The sequence below is a fragment of the Mycobacterium sp. 852013-50091_SCH5140682 genome, from assembly GCF_001665685.1.
Taxonomy (GTDB): domain Bacteria; phylum Actinomycetota; class Actinomycetes; order Mycobacteriales; family Mycobacteriaceae; genus Mycobacterium.
In genome coordinates this window covers 35,681-54,795 of record NZ_LZTB01000074.1, presented here as the reverse complement: position 1 = coordinate 54,795, position 19,115 = coordinate 35,681, and the positions used below count along the sequence as shown (strand labels likewise).

General features: G+C 65.9%; 24 protein-coding genes and 1 tRNA gene. 12 read left to right on the top strand and 13 right to left on the bottom strand.

Features of this window, described 5'->3' with window-relative positions; translation table 11 throughout:
- Window positions 1–471 (top strand): MspA family porin (locus A5784_RS20830; RefSeq protein WP_064946794.1); only part of this gene is annotated, 471 nt, incomplete at its 5' end.
- 263 nt (window positions 472–734) lie between these two features.
- On the opposite strand, the gene A5784_RS20825 is transcribed toward A5784_RS20830, so the two are convergent.
- A complete protein-coding gene (locus A5784_RS20825) occupies window positions 735–1,793 on the bottom strand; it encodes a YeiH family protein (protein WP_064946793.1) in 1,059 nt (352 codons plus the stop codon).
- A 72-nt stretch (window positions 1,794–1,865) separates the two neighbouring features.
- Here A5784_RS20825 and A5784_RS20820 point away from each other — a divergent pair, with 72 nt between their 5' ends.
- Window positions 1,866–2,780 carry a LysR family transcriptional regulator gene (locus A5784_RS20820; RefSeq protein WP_064946792.1) on the top strand — a complete coding sequence of 305 codons (915 nt, stop codon included), beginning with the start codon at window positions 1,866–1,868 and terminating at the stop codon, window positions 2,778–2,780.
- Between the two features lie 34 nt (window positions 2,781–2,814).
- Here A5784_RS20820 and A5784_RS39690 read toward each other — a convergent pair whose 3' ends face one another.
- The 4 genes from A5784_RS39690 to A5784_RS20810 all read right to left on the bottom strand — a co-directional run bounded on the left by A5784_RS39690 (window position 2,815) and on the right by A5784_RS20810 (window position 4,408).
- On the bottom strand, window positions 2,815–3,105 hold the full coding sequence (locus A5784_RS39690) for a nitroreductase family protein (RefSeq protein ID WP_197514820.1): 291 nt from the start codon (window positions 3,103–3,105) through the stop codon (window positions 2,815–2,817).
- Window positions 3,089–3,343 (bottom strand): nitroreductase family protein, encoded by a 255-nt coding sequence (locus tag A5784_RS39685; RefSeq protein ID WP_082944975.1) that lies wholly within the window; start codon window positions 3,341–3,343, stop codon window positions 3,089–3,091. Before A5784_RS39685 ends, A5784_RS39690 begins: the two co-directional genes overlap by 17 nt.
- A gap of 128 nt (window positions 3,344–3,471) precedes the next feature.
- On the bottom strand, window positions 3,472–3,789 hold the full coding sequence (locus A5784_RS37680) for a hypothetical protein (protein WP_082944974.1): 318 nt from the start codon (window positions 3,787–3,789) through the stop codon (window positions 3,472–3,474).
- 103 nt (window positions 3,790–3,892) lie between these two features.
- Entirely contained in the window at window positions 3,893–4,408 is a 516-nt protein-coding gene (locus tag A5784_RS20810) for a helix-turn-helix domain-containing protein (RefSeq protein WP_064946791.1), read from the bottom strand.
- Window positions 4,409–4,462: 54 nt separating this feature from the next.
- On the opposite strand from A5784_RS20810, the gene A5784_RS20805 reads away from it, so the two are divergent.
- The 4 genes from A5784_RS20805 to A5784_RS20790 all read left to right on the top strand — a co-directional run bounded on the left by A5784_RS20805 (window position 4,463) and on the right by A5784_RS20790 (window position 7,308).
- A complete protein-coding gene (locus A5784_RS20805; protein ID WP_064946790.1) occupies window positions 4,463–5,659 on the top strand; it encodes a benzoate/H(+) symporter BenE family transporter in 1,197 nt (398 codons plus the stop codon).
- A 72-nt stretch (window positions 5,660–5,731) separates the two neighbouring features.
- Window positions 5,732–5,944 (top strand): hypothetical protein, encoded by a 213-nt coding sequence (locus A5784_RS20800; protein ID WP_064946789.1) that lies wholly within the window; start codon window positions 5,732–5,734, stop codon window positions 5,942–5,944.
- 121 nt (window positions 5,945–6,065) lie between these two features.
- Window positions 6,066–6,737 carry a hypothetical protein gene (locus A5784_RS20795; protein ID WP_064946788.1) on the top strand — a complete coding sequence of 224 codons (672 nt, stop codon included), beginning with the start codon at window positions 6,066–6,068 and terminating at the stop codon, window positions 6,735–6,737.
- A 49-nt stretch (window positions 6,738–6,786) separates the two neighbouring features.
- Window positions 6,787–7,308 carry a GNAT family N-acetyltransferase gene (locus A5784_RS20790; RefSeq protein WP_064946787.1) on the top strand — a complete coding sequence of 174 codons (522 nt, stop codon included), beginning with the start codon at window positions 6,787–6,789 and terminating at the stop codon, window positions 7,306–7,308.
- Window positions 7,309–7,437: 129 nt separating this feature from the next.
- Here the strand turns inward: A5784_RS20790 and A5784_RS38395 are convergent, their stop codons facing one another.
- Window positions 7,438–8,403 carry a hypothetical protein gene (locus tag A5784_RS38395; protein ID WP_156750686.1) on the bottom strand — a complete coding sequence of 322 codons (966 nt, stop codon included), beginning with the start codon at window positions 8,401–8,403 and terminating at the stop codon, window positions 7,438–7,440.
- 316 nt (window positions 8,404–8,719) lie between these two features.
- On the opposite strand from A5784_RS38395, the gene A5784_RS39250 reads away from it, so the two are divergent.
- From A5784_RS39250 to A5784_RS20770, 3 genes are all read left to right on the top strand, one after another.
- The gene (locus A5784_RS39250) at window positions 8,720–9,295 is read left to right on the top strand and encodes a tyrosine-type recombinase/integrase (RefSeq protein WP_064946785.1); all 576 of its coding nucleotides are present in this window, start codon (window positions 8,720–8,722) and stop codon (window positions 9,293–9,295) included.
- Window positions 9,296–9,519: 224 nt separating this feature from the next.
- The gene (locus tag A5784_RS20775; protein ID WP_064946784.1) at window positions 9,520–9,741 is read left to right on the top strand and encodes a hypothetical protein; all 222 of its coding nucleotides are present in this window, start codon (window positions 9,520–9,522) and stop codon (window positions 9,739–9,741) included.
- A gap of 414 nt (window positions 9,742–10,155) precedes the next feature.
- On the top strand, window positions 10,156–10,488 hold the full coding sequence (locus tag A5784_RS20770) for a hypothetical protein (RefSeq protein WP_156750685.1): 333 nt from the start codon (window positions 10,156–10,158) through the stop codon (window positions 10,486–10,488).
- 97 nt (window positions 10,489–10,585) lie between these two features.
- Here A5784_RS20770 and A5784_RS20765 read toward each other — a convergent pair whose 3' ends face one another.
- From A5784_RS20765 to A5784_RS20750, 4 genes are all read right to left on the bottom strand, one after another.
- On the bottom strand, window positions 10,586–11,896 hold the full coding sequence (locus A5784_RS20765; RefSeq protein WP_156750684.1) for a hypothetical protein: 1,311 nt from the start codon (window positions 11,894–11,896) through the stop codon (window positions 10,586–10,588).
- 56 nt (window positions 11,897–11,952) lie between these two features.
- Window positions 11,953–13,473, bottom strand: a complete 1,521-nt coding sequence (locus A5784_RS20760) for a terminase large subunit domain-containing protein (RefSeq protein WP_064946781.1) — start codon at window positions 13,471–13,473, stop codon at window positions 11,953–11,955.
- The gene (locus A5784_RS20755; RefSeq protein WP_156750683.1) at window positions 13,473–13,748 is read right to left on the bottom strand and encodes a hypothetical protein; all 276 of its coding nucleotides are present in this window, start codon (window positions 13,746–13,748) and stop codon (window positions 13,473–13,475) included. Before A5784_RS20755 ends, A5784_RS20760 begins: the two co-directional genes overlap by 1 nt.
- Window positions 13,749–13,852: 104 nt before the next feature.
- Window positions 13,853–14,110, bottom strand: a complete 258-nt coding sequence (locus tag A5784_RS20750; RefSeq protein ID WP_064946779.1) for a hypothetical protein — start codon at window positions 14,108–14,110, stop codon at window positions 13,853–13,855.
- Window positions 14,111–14,207: 97 nt separating this feature from the next.
- On the opposite strand from A5784_RS20750, the gene A5784_RS20745 reads away from it, so the two are divergent.
- The 3 genes from A5784_RS20745 (at window position 14,208) to A5784_RS20735 (ending at window position 16,663) form a co-directional block, all read left to right on the top strand.
- On the top strand, window positions 14,208–14,645 hold the full coding sequence (locus A5784_RS20745; RefSeq protein WP_082944973.1) for a hypothetical protein: 438 nt from the start codon (window positions 14,208–14,210) through the stop codon (window positions 14,643–14,645).
- A complete protein-coding gene (locus tag A5784_RS20740) occupies window positions 14,642–16,009 on the top strand; it encodes a site-specific integrase (RefSeq protein WP_064946777.1) in 1,368 nt (455 codons plus the stop codon). The genes A5784_RS20745 and A5784_RS20740 overlap by 4 nt, the downstream gene beginning before the upstream one ends.
- 213 nt (window positions 16,010–16,222) lie before the next feature.
- Entirely contained in the window at window positions 16,223–16,663 is a 441-nt protein-coding gene (locus A5784_RS20735) for a hypothetical protein (RefSeq protein WP_064946776.1), read from the top strand.
- A gap of 129 nt (window positions 16,664–16,792) precedes the next feature.
- Here the strand turns inward: A5784_RS20735 and A5784_RS20730 are convergent.
- The 3 genes from A5784_RS20730 to A5784_RS20720 form a co-directional block, all read right to left on the bottom strand.
- Window positions 16,793–16,866 (bottom strand) — tRNA-Pro (locus A5784_RS20730).
- 77 nt (window positions 16,867–16,943) lie between these two features.
- Window positions 16,944–17,726 (bottom strand): nitrilase-related carbon-nitrogen hydrolase, encoded by a 783-nt coding sequence (locus A5784_RS20725; RefSeq protein WP_197514819.1) that lies wholly within the window; start codon window positions 17,724–17,726, stop codon window positions 16,944–16,946.
- A gap of 4 nt (window positions 17,727–17,730) precedes the next feature.
- Entirely contained in the window at window positions 17,731–19,107 is a 1,377-nt protein-coding gene (locus A5784_RS20720; RefSeq protein WP_064946800.1) for an APC family permease, read from the bottom strand.
- Window positions 19,108–19,115: the final 8 nt, after the last annotated feature.

Here is a 19,115-nt window from a genome sequence, read left to right as displayed (position 1 = left end):
AGCCAGCTGCCCATCGCCCCGCTGACCACCGCCGCGTCCTCGCGTGAATACCTGGTCGCCGGCACCTTCACCGGCACCGTCACCGGCGGTGGTTCCACCACCCTCACCGGCGGCACCCTGGACACCGGCTACCAAATCGGCTGCGGCATCGAACTGGGCCAGGTCCGTCTCGTCGGGTCGATCGGTCTGAGCACCTCCGGATCCACCCTGGCCGGCATCATCCCGACCGGTGTGAGCATGCCCCTGTCAGGCACCCTGGAAATTCACCCCAAGCCCGGCACCGTCACCAACGTCTCGGTGGACAAGAAATCCTTCAAAGCCGCCCCGGTGCGCGTCACCCTCAAAGACGTCCACATCAAGGTCGACGGCTGCGTCGGACAATCCTTCCTCCGCTCGTATGCCACCCTGACCAGCTCCACCACCGACACCGATGATGTGGTCGCGTACTACGGCGTCACCAAAGCCGTCTGACCTGAGCGAATCACGAAGGCGCTATAGAGAACTCGGGAACCTGACAATCGTCGACAAGCGAAATCCAGTTGTCGTCGCCGACTTTGGTGCCTAACGTTTTGATCGACTCCGCCCAAGTTGCGCCTACCCGGTAAGGGCGCAACCAACCCGCGACCGGTGAGGGTGGCCGCCCGTTCGAGCCGGGCCGGAGCCGGAGGACCCACCGCAGCGCGGGAGCGATCGGGGTCCTCACCCGCACAGGCGGTTTGCGAGCGCTGCTCGAATCACACTTGCAGGCTTGCGGTGGTGAGGAACTGCACCGCGAGGCTGGTACCTGCGACCACCAGCCACAGCATCCCGCCCAACAGCACCGGCTTGAGGCCCGTCCGGCGCAGTGCGCTCAGATCGGTCGAGAGCCCGATGGCCGCGAGCGCCCAGGTGATCAACAGACCCGCGAGTTCCGCCCCCGGTACCCGGATCATCGACGGCAGCGGCCACACCGAGTTCAGCGCCGCCAGCGCCACGAAACCGATGAGGAACCACGGCACCAGCTTCCACACCTTCGGTCGCTGCGCACCGGAGCCGGCGGCACCGTCGCGGCGGGCCACCAGGGCACCGACCGCCATGACCACCGGAATGATCGCCAGTGAACGGGTCAGCTTCACCACCACGGCGGTGTGTGCCGCCTGGTCGCCGTACACCGCGGCGGCGGCCACCACTGAGGAGGTGTCGTTCACCGCCGTCCCGGCGAACACCCCGAAGGTGTGCTGACCGAGGCCGAGCAGATGCCCCAGCAGCGGGAACGTGAGCACGGCCGCGATGTTGAACAGGAAGATGGTGCTCAGCGCGTACGCCACGGCGCTCGGCTTGGGTTTGAGCACCGGGGTCACCGCGGCGATCGCGGAGGCGCCGCAGATAGCGGTGCCGACGCCGATCAGGGTGCGCAGGTCACTGTCGATGCCCAACCAGCGCCCGAACAGCCAAGCACAGACGAATGCCGCGGCCAGCGTCGCGCACATCACCGGCAGCGCCGAGCCGCCGACCTGCCAGGCCTGTTGCAGCGAGATCTGGGTTCCCAGCAGCACCACCGCGGTCTGTAGCGCGAGGCCGCCGGTGAGCCGCAGGCCGTGCGGCACCGTCGGCCACCGCTTGGCGGGGCGCAGCCAGGTGGCCAGGGCCACGCCGATGACAACGGCAGCGACCGGTCCGCCGAGGACGGGGATCGCCTTGCCGACGACGGTGGCGACGGCAGCGACGCCGAGGGCGAGTGCCGCGCCGGGCAGTGCCTTGGCGATGCGACGGTGCGTGCGGCTCGGGGCGGCGTCGATGGCGGTGGTGCTCATGTCAGTCGACGATCCCGCCAACGAAACCCGACCGGTACCCACAGGACAGCTATCTACCCATAGGCTTACTCTATGGATCAGGGACCGGCGCCATCGATCGACGCACTGCGGTTGCTCATCACGGTCGCTGACACAGGCTCGATCTCGGCCGCCGCCCGCGCCGAGCGGATCAGTCAGCCCAGCGCGTCCGCGCGGCTGCGTAATCTTGAACGCCGGCTAGGGCTTGAGCTGCTCGATCGCCGCACCCGCGGTGCCGAACTGACACCGGCCGGGCGGGCGGTCACCGAGTGGGCGCGCAGCGCGGTGGCCGCGATGGAGGACCTACTCACCGGTGCCGCGGCGATGCGGGCCGACCAGACAGCCCGAGTCGCCTGCAGCCAGACCATCGCCGAATACCTGATGCCGGCCTGGCTCGCCCGGGTCCGCGAGCACACCGGCGAACCGGTGCACCTGACCGTGGCGAATTCGGCCGGGGTCATCACGGCGGTGTTGGGGCACGACGCCGACCTCGGGTTCGTCGAGGGCCCGACCGTGCCTGCGGGGCTCACCAGTCGGGTGGTCCGCTCCGATCGGCTGGCATTGGTCACCGCCCCCGGGCATCCGCTCACCCGGCGCCGGAAACCGGTCGAGGCCAGCGAACTGGCGAAACTGGAGCTGGTCATCCGAGAGCCCGGCGCGGGTACCCGCGACACCTTCGAGCACGCGCTGGCGAAGGTGGGGCTCGCAGCGCACGCCGCGGCCGTGAGCCTGGGCAGCAACGCCGCGATCAAGGTGATGGTGGCCGCCGGCGCGCACGCCGCGGTGCTCAGCGAACTGGCGGTGGCAGCCGAGCTGCGCGACGGCAGGCTGGTGGAGATTCCGGTGACCGGGGTCGACCTACATCGACGACTGCGTGCCGTGTGGCGGGCGTCGGCGACGCCGCGTGCGGTGATGTCGACCCTGTTGGCGATCGCCAGCGGCCGAGCCGCCGGACCTCGCAACCGTTGAGCGCTCGCACACCCTGCGGCCCTTCAGTTTTCGTCTATTGCTGGTCTCGGTAGATCTGGCTCAGCTCCTTGCGACCACTGGGCACCGCAGACCGCCCGCGAGCCGGTGGTCGCGGCACGGGGTGGCCGAGCGCCACGAGGTGCCGAGGCAGCCAGCCCACCTCCAGCCCGAGCAGCTCGGCGGCGCGTTTGACGTTGCTATCCGGGAACACCGTGGCCGGACAGCCACGCAGGCCCTCCGCCGCCGCGGCCAGCAGCAGCGACTGCACCAGTCGCCCGCAATCGAACATGGTGTCGGAGAAACCGTCGTCAGCTGCGGCAACCACAAGCAGGACCGGAGCATCGCCGCACAAAGCCCGCGTAGGCACCGAGCTCCGAGATGTCCCTGAGCAACGCCCCTGACCGCACCCGCACGATCAGCCATGGTTGGCGGTTACGAGCGGAGCCCGTCCACCGAGCGGCGTCCACGATCGCGCTCACCACCCCGTCGGGCACCGGCCTGTCGCCATCGAACATGCGCACCGCCGGCACGCGCATCAGCCGTGCCAATTCGCCGAGATCCATACCGATCACGCTGCCACGATCCGCGGGGCCAGTTTCGACCAACCGGCCCGTGCAGTCGGGCCCGCATTCGCAGTTCGATGCGGCGACCGCACCGCAACCCGGCAGATCCCCTATTGTTGAGCCGAGATTTACCCCATCCCGTTCATCGGGTTCATGGGGTTGGCCGGATTGTTCGGATTCAGCGGGCTAGCCGGGTTCGCAGGGTTGTTCGGATTCAGCGGGCTAGCAGGATTGGCGGGATTGGCCGGATTCAGCGGGCTCATCGGATTGGCCGGATTCGTCAAGCTGTTCGGCCCATAAGGACCGACGTTGCAGATTGCATTCGCGTTGCCAATGCAATCAGCGGGGTTGAACGGGTCGGGGTTTGCCGGATCAGCGCTCGTCGAGCCCGGGGCCACAAGCACCAACACGGCAACCACCGCACCAACTGTCACTGATTTGACCACCTTGGCAGATTACCAAGCCGCGCAACCCAAGTCGGCCCTCGTGGACGCACCGACATCGGTGCGAGACGTCGGCCGATCCGCGAAAACTGTTGCCCTCCAACTGTCATCGCGGGGTGGTGATCACCACCACCGCTTCGGCGGCACCGTCGAGCGCAGCGAACCGATGGCGGCGATCGCTGAGCCAACTCGCCGTCGCCCCCTCCTCGATCAGGGTCTCCTCCCCGACCGGGCCGGCCAGCACCTTGCCATCAACCACCGTGAGGTGTTCGCGCACGCCCGCCCCGTGCGACGGTGAGATGTGCTCGGCGCCAACGGGGAACTCGAGGCGGAACACCTCGACGGTAACCCGGGGCAGGTGTCGCACCGACAACAGCACCGTGCGCATCCCGCCGTCGGCAGCCGAGTGCACACCCGGGGACTCACCGACCAGAGCCGTCAGTGGCACATCGAGGGGTTCACACAGGGCGTAGAGGGTCTCGACCGTCGGATTACGCCCGCCCGACTCGATCTCGGACAACGATCCCTTACCGACCCCGGCGCGACGGGCCAGTTCCGACAGGCTCAGACCGCGCTCCACCCGTAGCTCCCGCAGCCGACGACCGACCTCTCCCGCAGACATTCCCTCATGCTACGTTCCGTCTACAGAACGTTCCGTAATCAGAACGGAGGTGCGATGGAACAGGACGTCTCGAAAGCGGTCCCGATCACCGCCGGCGTGGTGTGTGCGCTGGTCGGCTTCACCTCCTCGTTCGCGGTCGTGCTCGGAGGATTGAGAGCAGCCGGCGCCAATCCGATGCAGGCGGCCTCGGGCCTGGTTGCGGTGAGTTTGGCGATGGGCGCGGCCTCGATGGTGCTGTCGTGGCGGTTCCGGATGCCGATCACGAGCGCGTGGTCGACGCCCGGCGCGGCACTGCTGATCACGACCGGCGCGGTAGCCGGCGGGTGGCCCGCCGCGGTCGGTGCGTTCGCGATCACGGCGGTGCTGCTGCTGGCGACGGGACTCTGGCCGGCGCTCGCGCGCCTCGTGACCCGCATCCCCAATGCGATCGCACAGGCGATGCTCGCGGGGGTGCTGCTCCCGCTGTGCATCGCCCCGGTCACCGCCCTGGCCCACAATCCGGGGGCGATCGCGCCGGTGCTGGTGGTGTGGCTGATCGTGCTCGTGCTCCGGGCCCGGTGGGCAGTACCGGCCGCGTTCGGCGCAGCCCTGGTGGTGATTGCGGTGACGCTGGTCCGGGACCACAGCCTGCCCGCGGCCACCGCATGGATCCCGCACCTACAGGTCACGGCGCCGAGCCTGACCCTGCAGGCCCTCACCGGCATCGCGCTCCCGCTGTACATCGTGACGATGGCGGCGCAGAACATCCCGGGCGTCGCGGTCATGGCAGGGTTCGGTTACCGCGTCCCCTGGCGCCCGGCCCTGGCGGTCACCGGGATCGCTTCCCTGCTGGCGACCCCGTTCGGCGGGCATGCCGTCAACCTGGCCGCGATCAGTGCCGCGTTGGCAGCCGCACCGGACGCCGACCCAAATCCCCGGCGTCGCTGGATCGCGGGCTTCACCACTGGCGCGGTCTACTGCGCACTGGGCCTGGTCTCGACGGGACTGACCGCGGCTGTGCTCGCCGCCCCCGCCGGCATCGTGCAGGCCGTCGCCGGCGTGGCGCTGCTCAATGCGTTCGCCGGAGCCTGCGCGGGGGCCATGGCCGACGACTCGGCGCGGGTCCCTGCAGCGGTGACGCTGGTCGTCGCAGCCTCGGGGACGACGGTGGCCGGCGTCGGCGCGGCATTCTGGGCTCTGGTGATCGGCGTGATCGCACACCGGGTGCTCAGGCCGGCGCGCGAACCCGCTCCTGAACCGTCGGCGCCGTGACGGTAACCGAGATCGCGGCCTCAAGAAAATTGGTGCACGGCAGCCAGGTTGGGCCTCGGTAGGGTCCCAGACATGACCGAAGACTTCGAGGCCGTTCGCCGACGACGCGTCCGCGTGGCCAGCTTCGTCATGCTGGTTGTCGCACCAGTCGTGATCTTTCTCGCCATGATGTCGTTCGGTATGCAATGGACCACGGCACTGTGGCTTTCGGTGCTGGCGTTCACGATCGCATTCGTCAGATGGCGTCTCAAGGAAGGCACCTGGCCCTGGCAGCCGCCGCGGTAAGACTCTCGCCAGGGATGCTGTGGCAGCCCCATGAAACGCCCTGCGGGTCTTGCCGGTCCGCTCACGGTCGATGGATAAATTGGTGCACGGGCACCGGATTCGTCTCGTTTACGCTCAGACGATGACACCAGGTGGCCCGTCGCCTTACCAAGCCGACCCGGGCAACGGCGGGTTCACCCAGCCGTGGCAGACCCAGCCGCCCCACCCAGGACCCATTCCCGGACAGGGCATCCCACCGGCTGGCAATTCGTGGCCGACTCCCCCGAGCGCACCACCCAAGCCTCCGCCAAGCAAGCGCTGGTACGCCACCGCCGCGGCGCTCGCCCTGATCGGGATCGCGCTCCTCGCAACAGGTATTGGGCTACTCGCACATACCGCAGCCGCCCTGCCCGGCAACGCCAACGAGTTCGAAAGCGGAGGCTCCACAACCGTCGCGCTTCAGCCTGGGATCAGCCAGACCGTGTTCGCACACTCGCAGTCCGGTGCACATCCGGTCCGCTGTCAGTTCCGTGACGACACGGGTGGAACCGCGATCGACACGTACCAGGGCACCTTGATCGTCAACGGGTGGCAGGCCGTGCTCACCGTCAGCGCCAAAGAGCCCGGCAACTACGACATACGATGCATCGGCGAAGCGTCCGATCGTTTCCGCATCGGTGAAAACCCCGGGGCGGGCGGCATTTTCGGCGGAGTCGCAGGCATCATTGTCGGCGGTGGCCTGATCGGCCTGAGCATCATCGCCGCGCTCGTCGTCGCGTTGCTGCGGCGCAGACGGCCACGGGTGAGTTCCTGAATCGCGATAATCCTTTGAGACCGTCCAGTCGAACTGTCACGATCGGCTCATGGTTCACGTCAGGCAGGCAGTGGCAGGTGACGAGTTGGCCGTCGCACAGGCACACGTGCGGTCATGGCAAGTGGGCTACAAAGGTCTTCTCCCGCAGGACTATCTAGATGCGCTCAGCCCCGAAGACAGGGCCAGTCGCTACGGCTTTCAACACATGGACCCCGCTGGCCCGTTCACCCAGGTCGCCGTCGACGGCGACGCGATTTGCGGTCACGTCACCACCGGCTCAGGCCGCGACTACGACCTGCAAGGCGGCGGGGAGATCTGGGCGATCTATGTTGATCCCCCCAGGTGGAGTGGCGGGATCGGCCGGTTGCTCATCGACGCGGGTTGCGACCACCTGAGCCGCCAGGGGTATCACCGTGCATCGCTGTGGGTTCTCTCCGGGAATGTCCGCGCGCGCCGCTTCTATGAACTGGCCGGGTGGGATTGGGACGGCACCTGTCGAACAGATTCGATCGGCGACAACGCAGTTGACGAGGTGCGCTATCAACGGGCTCTTGCGAGCGCGCTGCTCTAGGAGCCGCGAGGAAACCCTGAATGGTGCCGTCGGTCTCCCGCCGGTGGACGGCGCACGGCCCGCCACCGGAGCGCTTCACCCCACGAGAATGTCGTGCCGCGGCTCAAGCTGGGCCTCTCGCTCGCCCGTTCAATCCTTCTCCTTGCTTTTGTCTTTCCCTCCGTCGTCGTGAGGTTTCGACAGCGTGGGCGCCCATTGATCTATGCCTTTCAACGGTCTTTGCAACAGAAGCAGGACTGCTGGTGATATGGCGACGAGCGCCAGGACAAAGACGATGGCGATTAGTTCGTAGCCATTTATCTTGCCGTCGGCCACAAGTTGAAAGCTCCAATATGTGAAGAACACAGCCGCAACGAGCCCAAGCACCAACAAGATCACCGCACCCCAAGCGAGCTTGCGCCATGTCTTGATTTGATTGTTTGTCTCCTTGGCAGCTTCGACCACCTGGGCAAGGAACTTCTCATGCTCACCGGCTGGGAGGCCAAGTTTGGATAGAATGATGTCCCTCCTCTCTATAGCAGCAGTTGTCGCATCGTCGAGAAGCACGGCTTCTGGCATTACTTTCCAGTTCTCGCGGCGGTTCATGTCCTTCAGATACTGTTCGGCAATCCCTGAGCGCTTGTACATATCGACTTCATTCAACAGGGTCATCACGAGGTCATTATTTGGCGGCGATGGTGGAGCACTCGGGGGATTGAGCGGAGGGGGGCTATTACCGGAGCCACCATCAGTTCCGCTTCCCGACTTTGGATCCGCCTTAGCAGGCTCGACAAAGACTTGACCCAATGTGGGTATTATTTCGGGACCAACTATTCCCCTTACATCTATCCCTCCGATATGACGGTGACCCCAACGTGGGAATACTAAGTCCACGGGCACGTACGGCGAGTCAATATCTACCGCAGGTTGGCCATCATCACTATCTATCTTATAAAGTTGAATGATAAATTCACCTCTATAAGGGTCGTAATAAGCACAATTGTCTTGATAACCCTCGTCGTGCAATCTTTGTATCATGACCACATTTCTAGCATCCACCTGAACCGTCTTGAATATGCCGCGTGATGATCCGCCCGGCGTAGCTTCGAAGGTCACGTTTCCCCCTTTGGTCAGTCCACAGTGCAATAAGAGTAATGGGCGACCGAACACACCGCAGACGCTCGCTTGGTTCCACACCAAACTCGCAGAATTTCCGGGTCTCACATAAGTTGCAGTTGCAAATAGGTCGGTGTTCATCCCTTTTGGGGCGTCAGCGAGAAGTTGCGCTGGACATGCGTGACTAATTCTCGCACCGAGGATGCCACTGGCTGTCATCCAGCATCTCACTAAATGTCGTTCTGGCCCCGACGAACTCGATGGCAGTTGCGGTAGCGACGATGGGGCAGCCGAATAAGACCCGGCAATCGAGATAGTGGACCAAACGGACGACGGCGTGGAACCCGGGCATCGGGCTGTTCTAGTCCATCACCGGCTCTCGATCAGCGAGATCTCGCTTACCGGGCACCTCAGCACAGAACACGCATTGGAGGTTTACGGCGCCATCGTCAAGCCGGAATCCGATCTACTGAACGGCCGAGTCGGTGACTGGCCCTTGTCAGCTGAAGCACTTGACGAAATTGATGTCGTCTACATGGAAGGTGGCTGGACGGACGGCAGCGGAAGCGCGACAGAACGATTCCCGCTGGAACTGGCCGAATCCTTTGTATACGGCGGCGGCCAGTTGAATCGTCGCCGACGTGGTCCGCGACGTTGCTCGCGTGCCCACACGATGAGCCACAGTGCGGCAGTCGCCTGGCTCGAGTCCGGCGTGCACATCAAGGCCGCGGCCGACCTGCTCGGGCACTCGTCGATCGCCATCACCGGCGACCTCTACGGGCACACCTCCGACGACACAGCGCGTGCTGCCGTCGATGGTGTGGGTGCCGCACTCGGCTTTGAGTCGACCTTCATACCGCACTTGTGTGGGCAACTGTATTCGCGGGGTTAGCAGTCGTCGGGACTGTCGCAAACTTCTTGTATACCCAGTGGGCGACGACGCGTAGAGACACCGCCAAATGGCGACGCGAAGAGTTGCAGAAGCTAGTGAGCAATCTTCTCCAGCTCTCCCGGGACCGACAGAGTGACCTCGGCAAGGAATATGAGGCGTTCGGGTCTAATTTCGGAACGCCCTTGCCAGGTCGAGATCGATCAACGAGGCAGCACGTATGGCAGATGGAGTTGATCGTCGAGCAGATTCGGCTGTTAGACGATGAACTCGCCGAGAGTGCGAAGGCTATGTGGAAAGCCCACTCCGATGCCGAGTGGGAATACGCATCGCTTCACGACCAGGTCGATCCGATGACAGAACTCGAGGTGCTTTCGGCTGACGGCTTGGATGAGCGGCATCGAAAGCTGATTGCGGATTTTCGCCGCATCGCGAAACTTCCGTCGTGACCCGGTGTGGGTACAGCGTCTGGGTACGGGAGCGAAAAAGGCGGCTTCCGTATCTCGGAAACCGCTCTGACCTGCGTCGGGCTGACAGGAGCCGCCGTCATGACCACCGCTGACGCGGTGGGCACCCCGGCTCCCAGCATCTTGTCCGCCGACCACAAAAAACTCGCTCGGCTTCGCCGGCGAGTTTTTCTGATGGTCGGGCTGACAGGATTTGAACCTGCGACCACTTGACCCCCAGTAGATCGGCAAGTGTGAACAACAGTTCTACGGCGTCACATACGTGCAGGTAGGTGCACTGCCGGCGTCAACTGTGTCGTTCGCAGTACACCTCCGTATGTGCGCGTCTTGGCAAGTTCTAGGCAAGCTGGCGAACACCTATTCGACGGAGAGGAGCGGCTGACAGAATTGTCGGTTGTGGCGAATATGAATCGGGTGGATCGGCCAGTGCGCTGGCGGCGCAGCGAGCTTGCGTGGGGTCTCGCGAATATCGACATTCATGGGCTTGGCGAGCCACTCGAACGGTTAACACTCCCAGCCGTCGATCCTGCCGGAGACGAAGCACAGACCTACATCATCACCGTTTCGGCCGAAGAGGTTGAGGACGCGGTGTTCAGGGTGAACGACTGGCTCGCCGACCGCCCACAATCTGCGGCAACGGATGCGCCACATGGCTTTCAGCGCGCACTGTCGATTCCACCGAGAGGGCCGGAAGGTGGCTTGCACGATGCTCTGAGCGACAGCGACTGAATACACAGACATAACCGTCGTCGGTGCGGCGGGCACTCGCTTTTGGCGCACACAGCCCGCGTAAGTCAGTCAGCATTGCGCGTCGGACCGACGCGTATCAGCCCGCCTCGCCACCACCAGTCACACGGGTGCCCCATCGAAGCCAGTAAGCGAAGTAGGGGTCGGAGATGTACAGCGTGGCAAGTTCGCCGTCGTAGTCAACTACCGGCTCTCCGTCAATCTGTTCGCGGGCGATGCGGGTCATTTCGTCCAAGACTCGGGTGACCTCGTGCTTTTGCGGTGGCTCATCGGACGCGGCTAGAACCGCACGAAGTGCAGCGCGAAGCTGCTCATAGGTGAGTTCCGTTAGCGGACCTGTGTAGGCGATAGCTCGCAGGACGGCACCGTAGATGTCGGTCTCCTGCCCTTCGCGTAGATGCCGAACCTTGCGGTCGGACCGCTGACGGGGCCCACGCGCGAGGAGGTCAAAAGCAGCTTTGGATGCGCCTGGGGCGAGCCGCTTGAAGAACGCGTCCCAGTCGGGCTCACCGATACCCACCGGCGCATCGGATGTCTCAGTGATGGCGTTGTCGGCGCAGAGCTGTCGGCAGAACTCCTGCATGAGGTGCGGACTCTGAAACGCTTCGTGCACAAGGCGTGTGACGAGCGCATCGTTGACCACCAGGTTCAGCGCGGCGAACCCTCTTTTGGCAATCTTCTTCAGGTCGTCCTCACTCCAGAAGCCAACTTCCAGCTGGGCGACCCGGCCGGTCATCTCCTTTTCGACCTTTACGACGTCGTACGCCCGGTGCGGTACAGCCGCCACGATGAGACCCACCCCGTCGAACACCAAGTCCTTCATCCCGCGGACGATCTCGACCTGTACGTCCGAAGGTACGTAATGAAAGTCGTCGACCACGATTACCCGGTTGGGGTCCTCTTGCAGCTTCTTTCGACTCGCCCTTTTGGGCGATACCGTCGTGCGCTCCGTCATCTTGCGGTCTCGGGTAACGCTGCTGCCCTTATCACCGCCACCCTTGATGAATCCGCCAGACAACTCACCGCTGATCTTGCCGGACTGTGTGTGGCTGAGCCCCCCATCCATCCCGAATTCGGTGGGCAACTCGAGCTCGTCGGCGATCGTTGACCAGAAGTCCTCGACCGTAGTGATCGCGCCGCCTGAGAGCCATATCGGCTCGAAGTCGTCGTTTACTTGGCTTCTCAGTAGAACGGTCTTTCCGGTCTTCGTCGGGCCCGACACGCTCAGAATCTTGTGTCGGCTCTCCAGATAGTCGATCACTTCGGTTTCCAAACGCAGGTCACCGCGTGGCACGTACGTGATGGTGGGACGGCCACCGGGAACGAAGACTTGCCGCACCTTGTAGCGCGTAGAGGTATCCGTCGTCACTGGTTCGTTACCTTCGGTCACTCATCACATGCTAGGCCGTCGGAACGACACTCCGATTCACCGCCGCGGCGCGTACGTTAAGACATTCGCCGGGTGACCCGGCGCGCCCAGGGGTTGAGCGGATGCACCTGGCCGCCGGTGTGGCTGCCCAGGCTCGCACCCAGCGGTGTGGCGATGGTGACGTGGGCACCGGCGGCATGCACGAGCACGTCGTGTGCGACCACGACAGCGGCCAGCGAGTCGGGCTGGTGCTGCCCGGCCTGCCAGGACACCGCCGCCTGCTCCAGCGCGGGCAGGTGCCCGGCGATGCGGGTGGTGCCCACCTCCAAGCCCTGCAGCAGCGCCGCCGAGCGGGCCATCGCGTCACCGCCACCGCGGCCGGGCCCCTTGGGCGGCCAGGAGGTAACGCGCACCGGGTGGTTCAGCCGGGCGCGCTTCAACGCCTCGGTGACCACACGGGTGTACGTCTCGCGCGCGGCGAAGCCTTCGACGGCGATTTCGGACGCGCCCACGTCGGCGGCCAGCTGCACCGCCTCGCGCGCCCACTGGTCACTGGTCATCGGCGCGGACTTGTCCGCGATGACGGCCACCACGCCCTCGGTGGTGATGCTGGCGGCGACCAGGCCGCAGCTGTCGCCGCTGCCGGAATCGCTGGGGTCCACGCCCACCACCGTCTTGATCGGTGCCAGCGGTGCCGCGGGCAGCCGCCAGGTGTCCAGCCAAGCCGACTCGATCAGGCCGCCCTCCGGTGTGCTCGGTACCCCCAGATACATGGCGGCCCACACTCGTTCACCGACACCGCGGCGGATTTCGGCGAAGTCCTCTGCCGTGCGACCAATTGCCGACACCATGGCGGTGCCGGTGTACTCCCGCTCCAGCGCGTCGGGCACGCCGGCAGTCGATACCGCCGGGATGTTGCTGTGGACCCACCGGCTGCCGGGCTCGGCCAGCAGCGACCCGGCGGTGTCGTCCTCATGCCAGCGGGTCAGCACCACGATGGCGCTACCGCCGGGCATCAGGCGGGTGAGCAGCGAGGCGCGGAACTCGTTGACCAGCCGCCGCCGGTACGCCGCAGAGTCAGCCTCCTGGGCACCCTTCACCGGGTCATCCACAATCAGCAAGTCCGAGCCGAACCCCGTGGTGCTGGACAGGATTCCACCGGCGAGCATTCCGCCGCGGTGGCCCTCGACGCGCCACCGGCCGACCGCCTTCTTGTCGGCGGCCAGTGCGATGCCCACCAGATCGGGGTTGTCGGCCACCAGGCGGCGCGCAGCCGCGGAATGCTCCTCTGCCAGGTCATCGCCGTAGGACTTCACGATGACCTCGGTGTCGGGATTACGCATCAGCGCCCACACCGGCAGCACTTGGGAGACCAGCACCGACTTGCCCGTACGTGGTGGGGTGGTCAGCACCACGCGGGCGTTGGGCTCCTCCACCGCCCGCGCGAGCTCGTCGCTGATCAGTTGGATGGTCGGCGTCACGTGGTAGCCGGGGACCAGCATTGTGGCCAGCTCTGCCGGGCTGGCAGGCCGTCGCCGGGCGCGCCGGGCGGCCAGCACGCCCGCGGCGGTCAGGGTAACCAGGTGCTCGGCGGTCATCACAGCACCCGCAGCTCGCGCGGACGACGTTCGGGGCCAGGTGCGTTCGTCCCGCGCTCCAGCGAGACGTAGTTCATGCCGCCGATCTTGACGACGTAGACCGCGCGCGACTCGAACAGCCGGGTCAGTGCGCGGGTGTGCTGCCACCACAGCCCCGGCAACCCTGCGCGGATGGAGCGCCAGGCCAACAACTCGGTGCCGGTCGGGGTCAGGGCGGCCAGGATGGCGGTGTCGATTTCGTGGTCTGGGGTCTGCACGGGTGCAGGGCTGGTCATGGTGTCTCCTCGGTCGGTGTCGTTGGTGATCGGTTGGTGTCGAACCGGATTGGTGATGCACCACCGCAACCTGCGCCGAGGCTCGCAGGTGGCGGCGGCTGGCCCTAGAAGCGCATGAGCGGGACCGTCCCGCCGATGGTGAACGAACCCGGTGCGCTGCCGCTACGGATGTTCGCCAGGCCGAACGCGGCGGCCTGCTCGCTCAGACCGGCCAGGCCCAGCGCATCGAGCACGTCGGCGTGGCTGGCTTCGCCGTTCTTGAACAACTGCCCGGCCAAGGCCAGCACGCTCGTCCAGCACCGCTCGACCAACCGCGGCGTCTCAGGAGAGACGATGAGGCGGCCACCGGCAGCCGTGATCATGGCGTCGTCACGGCATCCATGAAGGCAATTGCCGAGCCCGTCGGTGTCACCGTCGATCCTGGTAGGCCATCCTCACCGCTACCAGGTGCGCGTTGAAATGGGCACAGGCGCACCGCGGTTGGTCGAGCTGCACCTCCTGCCCACCGATCCCAACGCCGCCGCCGACATCGACCCCGCTGCCATCCGGCAGGTGCCGGTGCGCCGCCTGGCCAAGGCCGCCGCCCGGTTCATCGCACGCCACGACGGCGCGTTCACCGGCGTTGCCGAGCTTCGCGACCCCACGCTGGAGCTACAACCGGAACGCCCGGCCAACGGCGGCAAGCGCCGCAAGTTGGACGACACCCACTACCGTCAGGTCGCGTACCTGCTCACCGCCGCACGCGAGGCCGGGGAATCGCCGCGCGAGTACGTGGCCGAGCAGCTGGGCACGTCGCTACCCAGCTGCGATCGCTGGATTGCCGAGGCCAAGAAGCGCGGGTTCTTGCGCCGTGACTGGACCACCGACACCACCACCGACCAGGGGAACGACCGATGAGCACCGACCAGCCCAAGCGCACCCGGCGGGCCGAGCCGATCAGCCAGCACATCGCCAAGAACGGGACCGTGAGCTACTGGTTCCAGGCCGACGTAGGCACCAAGCCCGACGGCAGCCGTGACCGCCGCCGGTTCACTTACCGCACCAAGGCCGAGGCGCGCCGCGAGCTGCGGCGCATCACCAGCGAGGTGGCAGCGGGCACCTACACCAAGCAAACGGCCATCACGGTGGATGAGGCTTGCGACCAATGGCTGGAAGGGCGGCGCGGCATCCGGCGCGTCACCCTCGAGGGCTACCGCCACGACCTCAAGCCGGTGCGGCGGCACCTGGGCGGCAAGAAGCTCCAACAGCTGACCAAGGCCGACGGTGACGGCCTGGTCGAATGGATGCTCACCGCGGGCCGCCAGTCCCCCAAACACTTCCAGCCAGAGTCACTATCGGGCCGGGTGGCTGCGCTGATCGCAGTGCACCCCGAGGGCATCGCCGCCGCGGCGATCAAGGCGGCGTTCCCAGGCGAGGATGTGCACACGTGCCTCTCGGGTCTGATCCGTGCGGGGCGCGTCACCCGGCCGCGCCGGGCCGTCTACGTCCTGGCCGAGCCCGCCGCCGCCGAGGAGAACCGAGGCGGCGTCAAGCCGGTGACGGTGCGCTCCACGCTCACCACGTTCGGGATGGTGGCGCAGTCGTTTACCGACCAGGGCCTACTGCCGCGCAACGTGATTGCCCTGGTCGAGCGTCCCGGCGACAGCGACGAGGCGGCCGACGACGAGACCGCGAAGTCGTGGACGGTTGCCGAGGTACAGCAGTTCCGCGAGACGGCGATGGATGAGCGGCTGTATGCCTGCTGGTTGCTGTCGTGCTACGGGCTGCGCCGCTCGGAGGTGCTGGGCCTGCGGTGGTCGTCCATCGACGGTGACACGTTGCGCGTGCAGCAGGGCCGTGTTGCCGTTGGTGCCGACTCGGAGTTGGGCAAGCCGAAGTCGCGCCGCAGCCGCCGCGACCTGCCGATGCCCACCGAGCTGTCTGATGCGCTGCGGACACTGCGCACGCGGCAGAAGGCCGAGTCCCTGGCGCTTGGCGTTGCGTGGTCGGATGACCAGTTCGTAGCCACGCAGGCCGACGGCACCGCGGTGCGGCACGAGTGGTACACCGACGAGTTCCACCGCCTGCGCGAGCGCGCCGGGCTGCGTCGAATCCACCTGAAGGGCCTGCGCAACACCAGCGTGAGCCTCATGCTCGACCAGGGCCACCCGGTACACATCGTGGCGGCGTGGCATGGCCACGACCCGGCGGTGTCACTGTCGATCTACAGCGACGCCAAGGCCGACGAGCTACGCGCCGCCGGGTCGTCTCTGTTCGGCTGAACTGCTCGGCCCGACCAGATAGCATGCGCGCCATACCCGTATCGCTCCGAACGGAGTGCCCATGAGGATCGACCAGACACCGGTGTTTTCTATAGTCCGGCTGACAGCGCTCGGCAGCCTCGACACGACCGCCAAAGACACCGAGCTGGTCGGCGCAACGGTGACCCCTGGACGGACCTTCGTCAGAGCAACGACGTATTCGCCGAGGTCGATGTGCGCGGTGTACTGCTGCACAGCAACGAGCTTCATTGGCTGTCCGGCGACGCGGAGGTCGAGATGATCCAGCGACCGCAGTATGCCGATTCACCGGAGAACCTCGTGGCGCAGGCCCGTCCGATGATCACGCCCGCGGGCGTCGGCGGCGGGCACGCACCGGGGCTGAACTTCGACACCCCCGCCGGATGGCCGCCACTAATTTGGGAATCCAACACACTGTTTTCGGCGGTTCGGGGATGGGACGACCCAGAAATTGCGGTTCAGATCATTCTCTGTGCTCTGGCGGTGGCCCCCGATGAAGACGACGTACGCCCGACGCTGCTCGCCGCACTCAAAGCGCGCTTTGCCAGAGTCACGCGCGAACCCAACGTGTATCCGCCTGCTCGATACCCCTGGCTCCGCGGCGAGCCGGACATCGACCGCATACTTTCGCTCTGACCCGCTCGGCACGTTGGCGGCAAGCCCACAGACTCACTGGCAAGTTCTTGGCAAGCTTGTCCCCGATTGGCCTCGGCCCCTGGAAACACAAAACCCGCTCCGACACTGGTCAGAGCGGGTTTCCATCTGTCGGGCTGACAGGATTTGAACCTGCGACCACTTGACCCCCAGTCAAGTGCGCTACCAAGCTGCGCCACAGCCCGTGGTGCCTTCCGGATCACTCCGGCAGCGGTCGAAAGCCTACCGCAGCCGCCCGCTGTTTCCGTAATCGCCCCACCCGTCACACGTCGACGGTCAGCGCGCGAGGGTCGGCCTGCCGCTGCCGTTCGGTCAGGGACTCATCGATCGTCACGGTGACCAGGCCGGGAGCGTCGGCGAGAGAGGCCAGCACAGTCCCGTCGGGCGCCACGGCCAGACTGTGCCCGGTCGACACGGGCGCGGACTGGGTCACCGCGGCGACGTGACAGATGTTCTCGATCGCGCGGGCACCGGCGAGCGTCGACCATTGCGCAACCTTGCCCGGACCCGGCACCCACGAGGACAGCACGGCGAGAACCGTCGCACCTGCCCGCGCCTGGCGCCGGCTGATCTCCGGGAAGCGGAGCTCGTAGCAGGTCTGGAGTCCGAAGAATGCAGAGCCGATGCGCACGACCGACAGGTCCGCGACATTTCCGGGGCTGATGCACGTCGACTCGCTGAACACCCCGACGTCATAGAGCAGCGCCTTGCGATGTCGACCCAGAAACGTCCCGGACGCACTCCAGGCGGCCAGCGTGTTGAACGGCCGCGCGGGCTCGTCCGGATTGGCCTCGACCAAGCCCGCCACGATCGCGATGCCGAGCCGGGCAGCCAGCGCCCCCAATGCTGAACCGAACGGCCCGTCCAGCGGCTCGGCCACCGAAGCGAAAGTGCCGTCCACGACGGGCTTTTCGTACATCGCGTATTCGGGGAACAGCACCACCTCGGCGCCGTCGGCCTGAGCCGCGGTGGCGGCAGAAGCGATCTGCTCGAGGTTGGCGGCGACGTCGGTGCCCGAACCGATCTGCGCCAGTGCGACCTTCACGCTCTCACTGTGCCGCAGGTTCGGCGATCTCGATCTCCGCTTCATCGACTGCGATCTCCGGTGGCAGCTCCTTGAACCCGTGGCTCGTCACGGCCAGCACCACGATGCCGATGCCCAGCCAGCTCAGCCCGAGGACGATCGCCCGGCTGTCGAGCTGCATCAAGAGATATGACGTGATGACCGCACCGATCGCCGGCGCCACGACGTAGAGCAGCGGGTTGTGCGCCACGCCCGCGGCGCGCTGGCGGAAGTAGTAGACGATGACCGAGACGTTCACGAGGGTGAACGCGACGAACGCACCGAAGTTGATGAACGACGTCGAGGTCGCGACGTCGAGGAACACCGCGAGCAGACCGACCACGCCGACAATCACCAGGTTGACCGCCGGGGTGCGGAACTTCACGCTGATCTTGCCGAACACCGAGCGCGGCAGGGTGCCGTCGCGGCCCATCGCGAACAGCAACCGCGAGGCCGAGGCTTGTGCGGCGATCCCGGAGGCGAACTGCGCCAGGACCAGACCGGCGAGGAACACCGCTCCGAACAGGTTGCCGCCGATCTGCTTGGCGATCTCCAGCGCCGCCGACGACGAATCGCTGAATTCACCACCGGGATGGACCAATTGGGTGGTGTACGCGACGAGCAGGAAGATCGCGCCGCCGATGAGCGCGATGAGCATGATGGCGCGCGGCATGTTCTTGCGGGGTTCGACGGCCTCCTCGGTGAATGTGGTGACCGCGTCGAAACCCAGGAAACAGTAGGCGGCGATGGCCGCACCGGCGGTCACTCCCCCGATGCTGGCGCCGATCCCGCTGAACGGGCTCGCGCTCACCAGACCACCGGCACCGGCGGCGCGGAACACCGAGGCGATCGAGAGTGCGACGAACAGTACGATGACCAACAGCTGGAAGGCCATCAGCAGGTAGTTGGCCTTGTCGGCGACCTTGATGCCGATGACGTTGAGCGCGGTGGTGATCAAGATGAACCCGATGACCCACAGCCAGCCGGGCACTGCGGGGAATTGCGCTTCCAGGTACGCCGCCCCGATCAGCCAGATGACCATGGGCAGGAACAGGTAATCGAGCAATACCGCCCAGCCGGTGAGGAATCCGATGCGGGTGTCGATGGTGCGCCGTACGTATGTGTATGCCGAGCCCGATACCGGATAGGCGGCCGCCATCCGGCCGTAGCTGGAGGCGGTGAACAGCATGGCCACCAACGCGATCAGGTACGCCGACGCCGACGCGCCTGCCGTCGCTGCGGCAACCACACCGAAGATGCCGAGCACGATCAGCGGTGTCATGTACGCCAGGCCGAACAGCACCAGCGAGCGCAACCCGAGGGCACGCACCAAAGTTGGCTGCCCTGCGGCTGTTTGGGTCATTGCGGTGC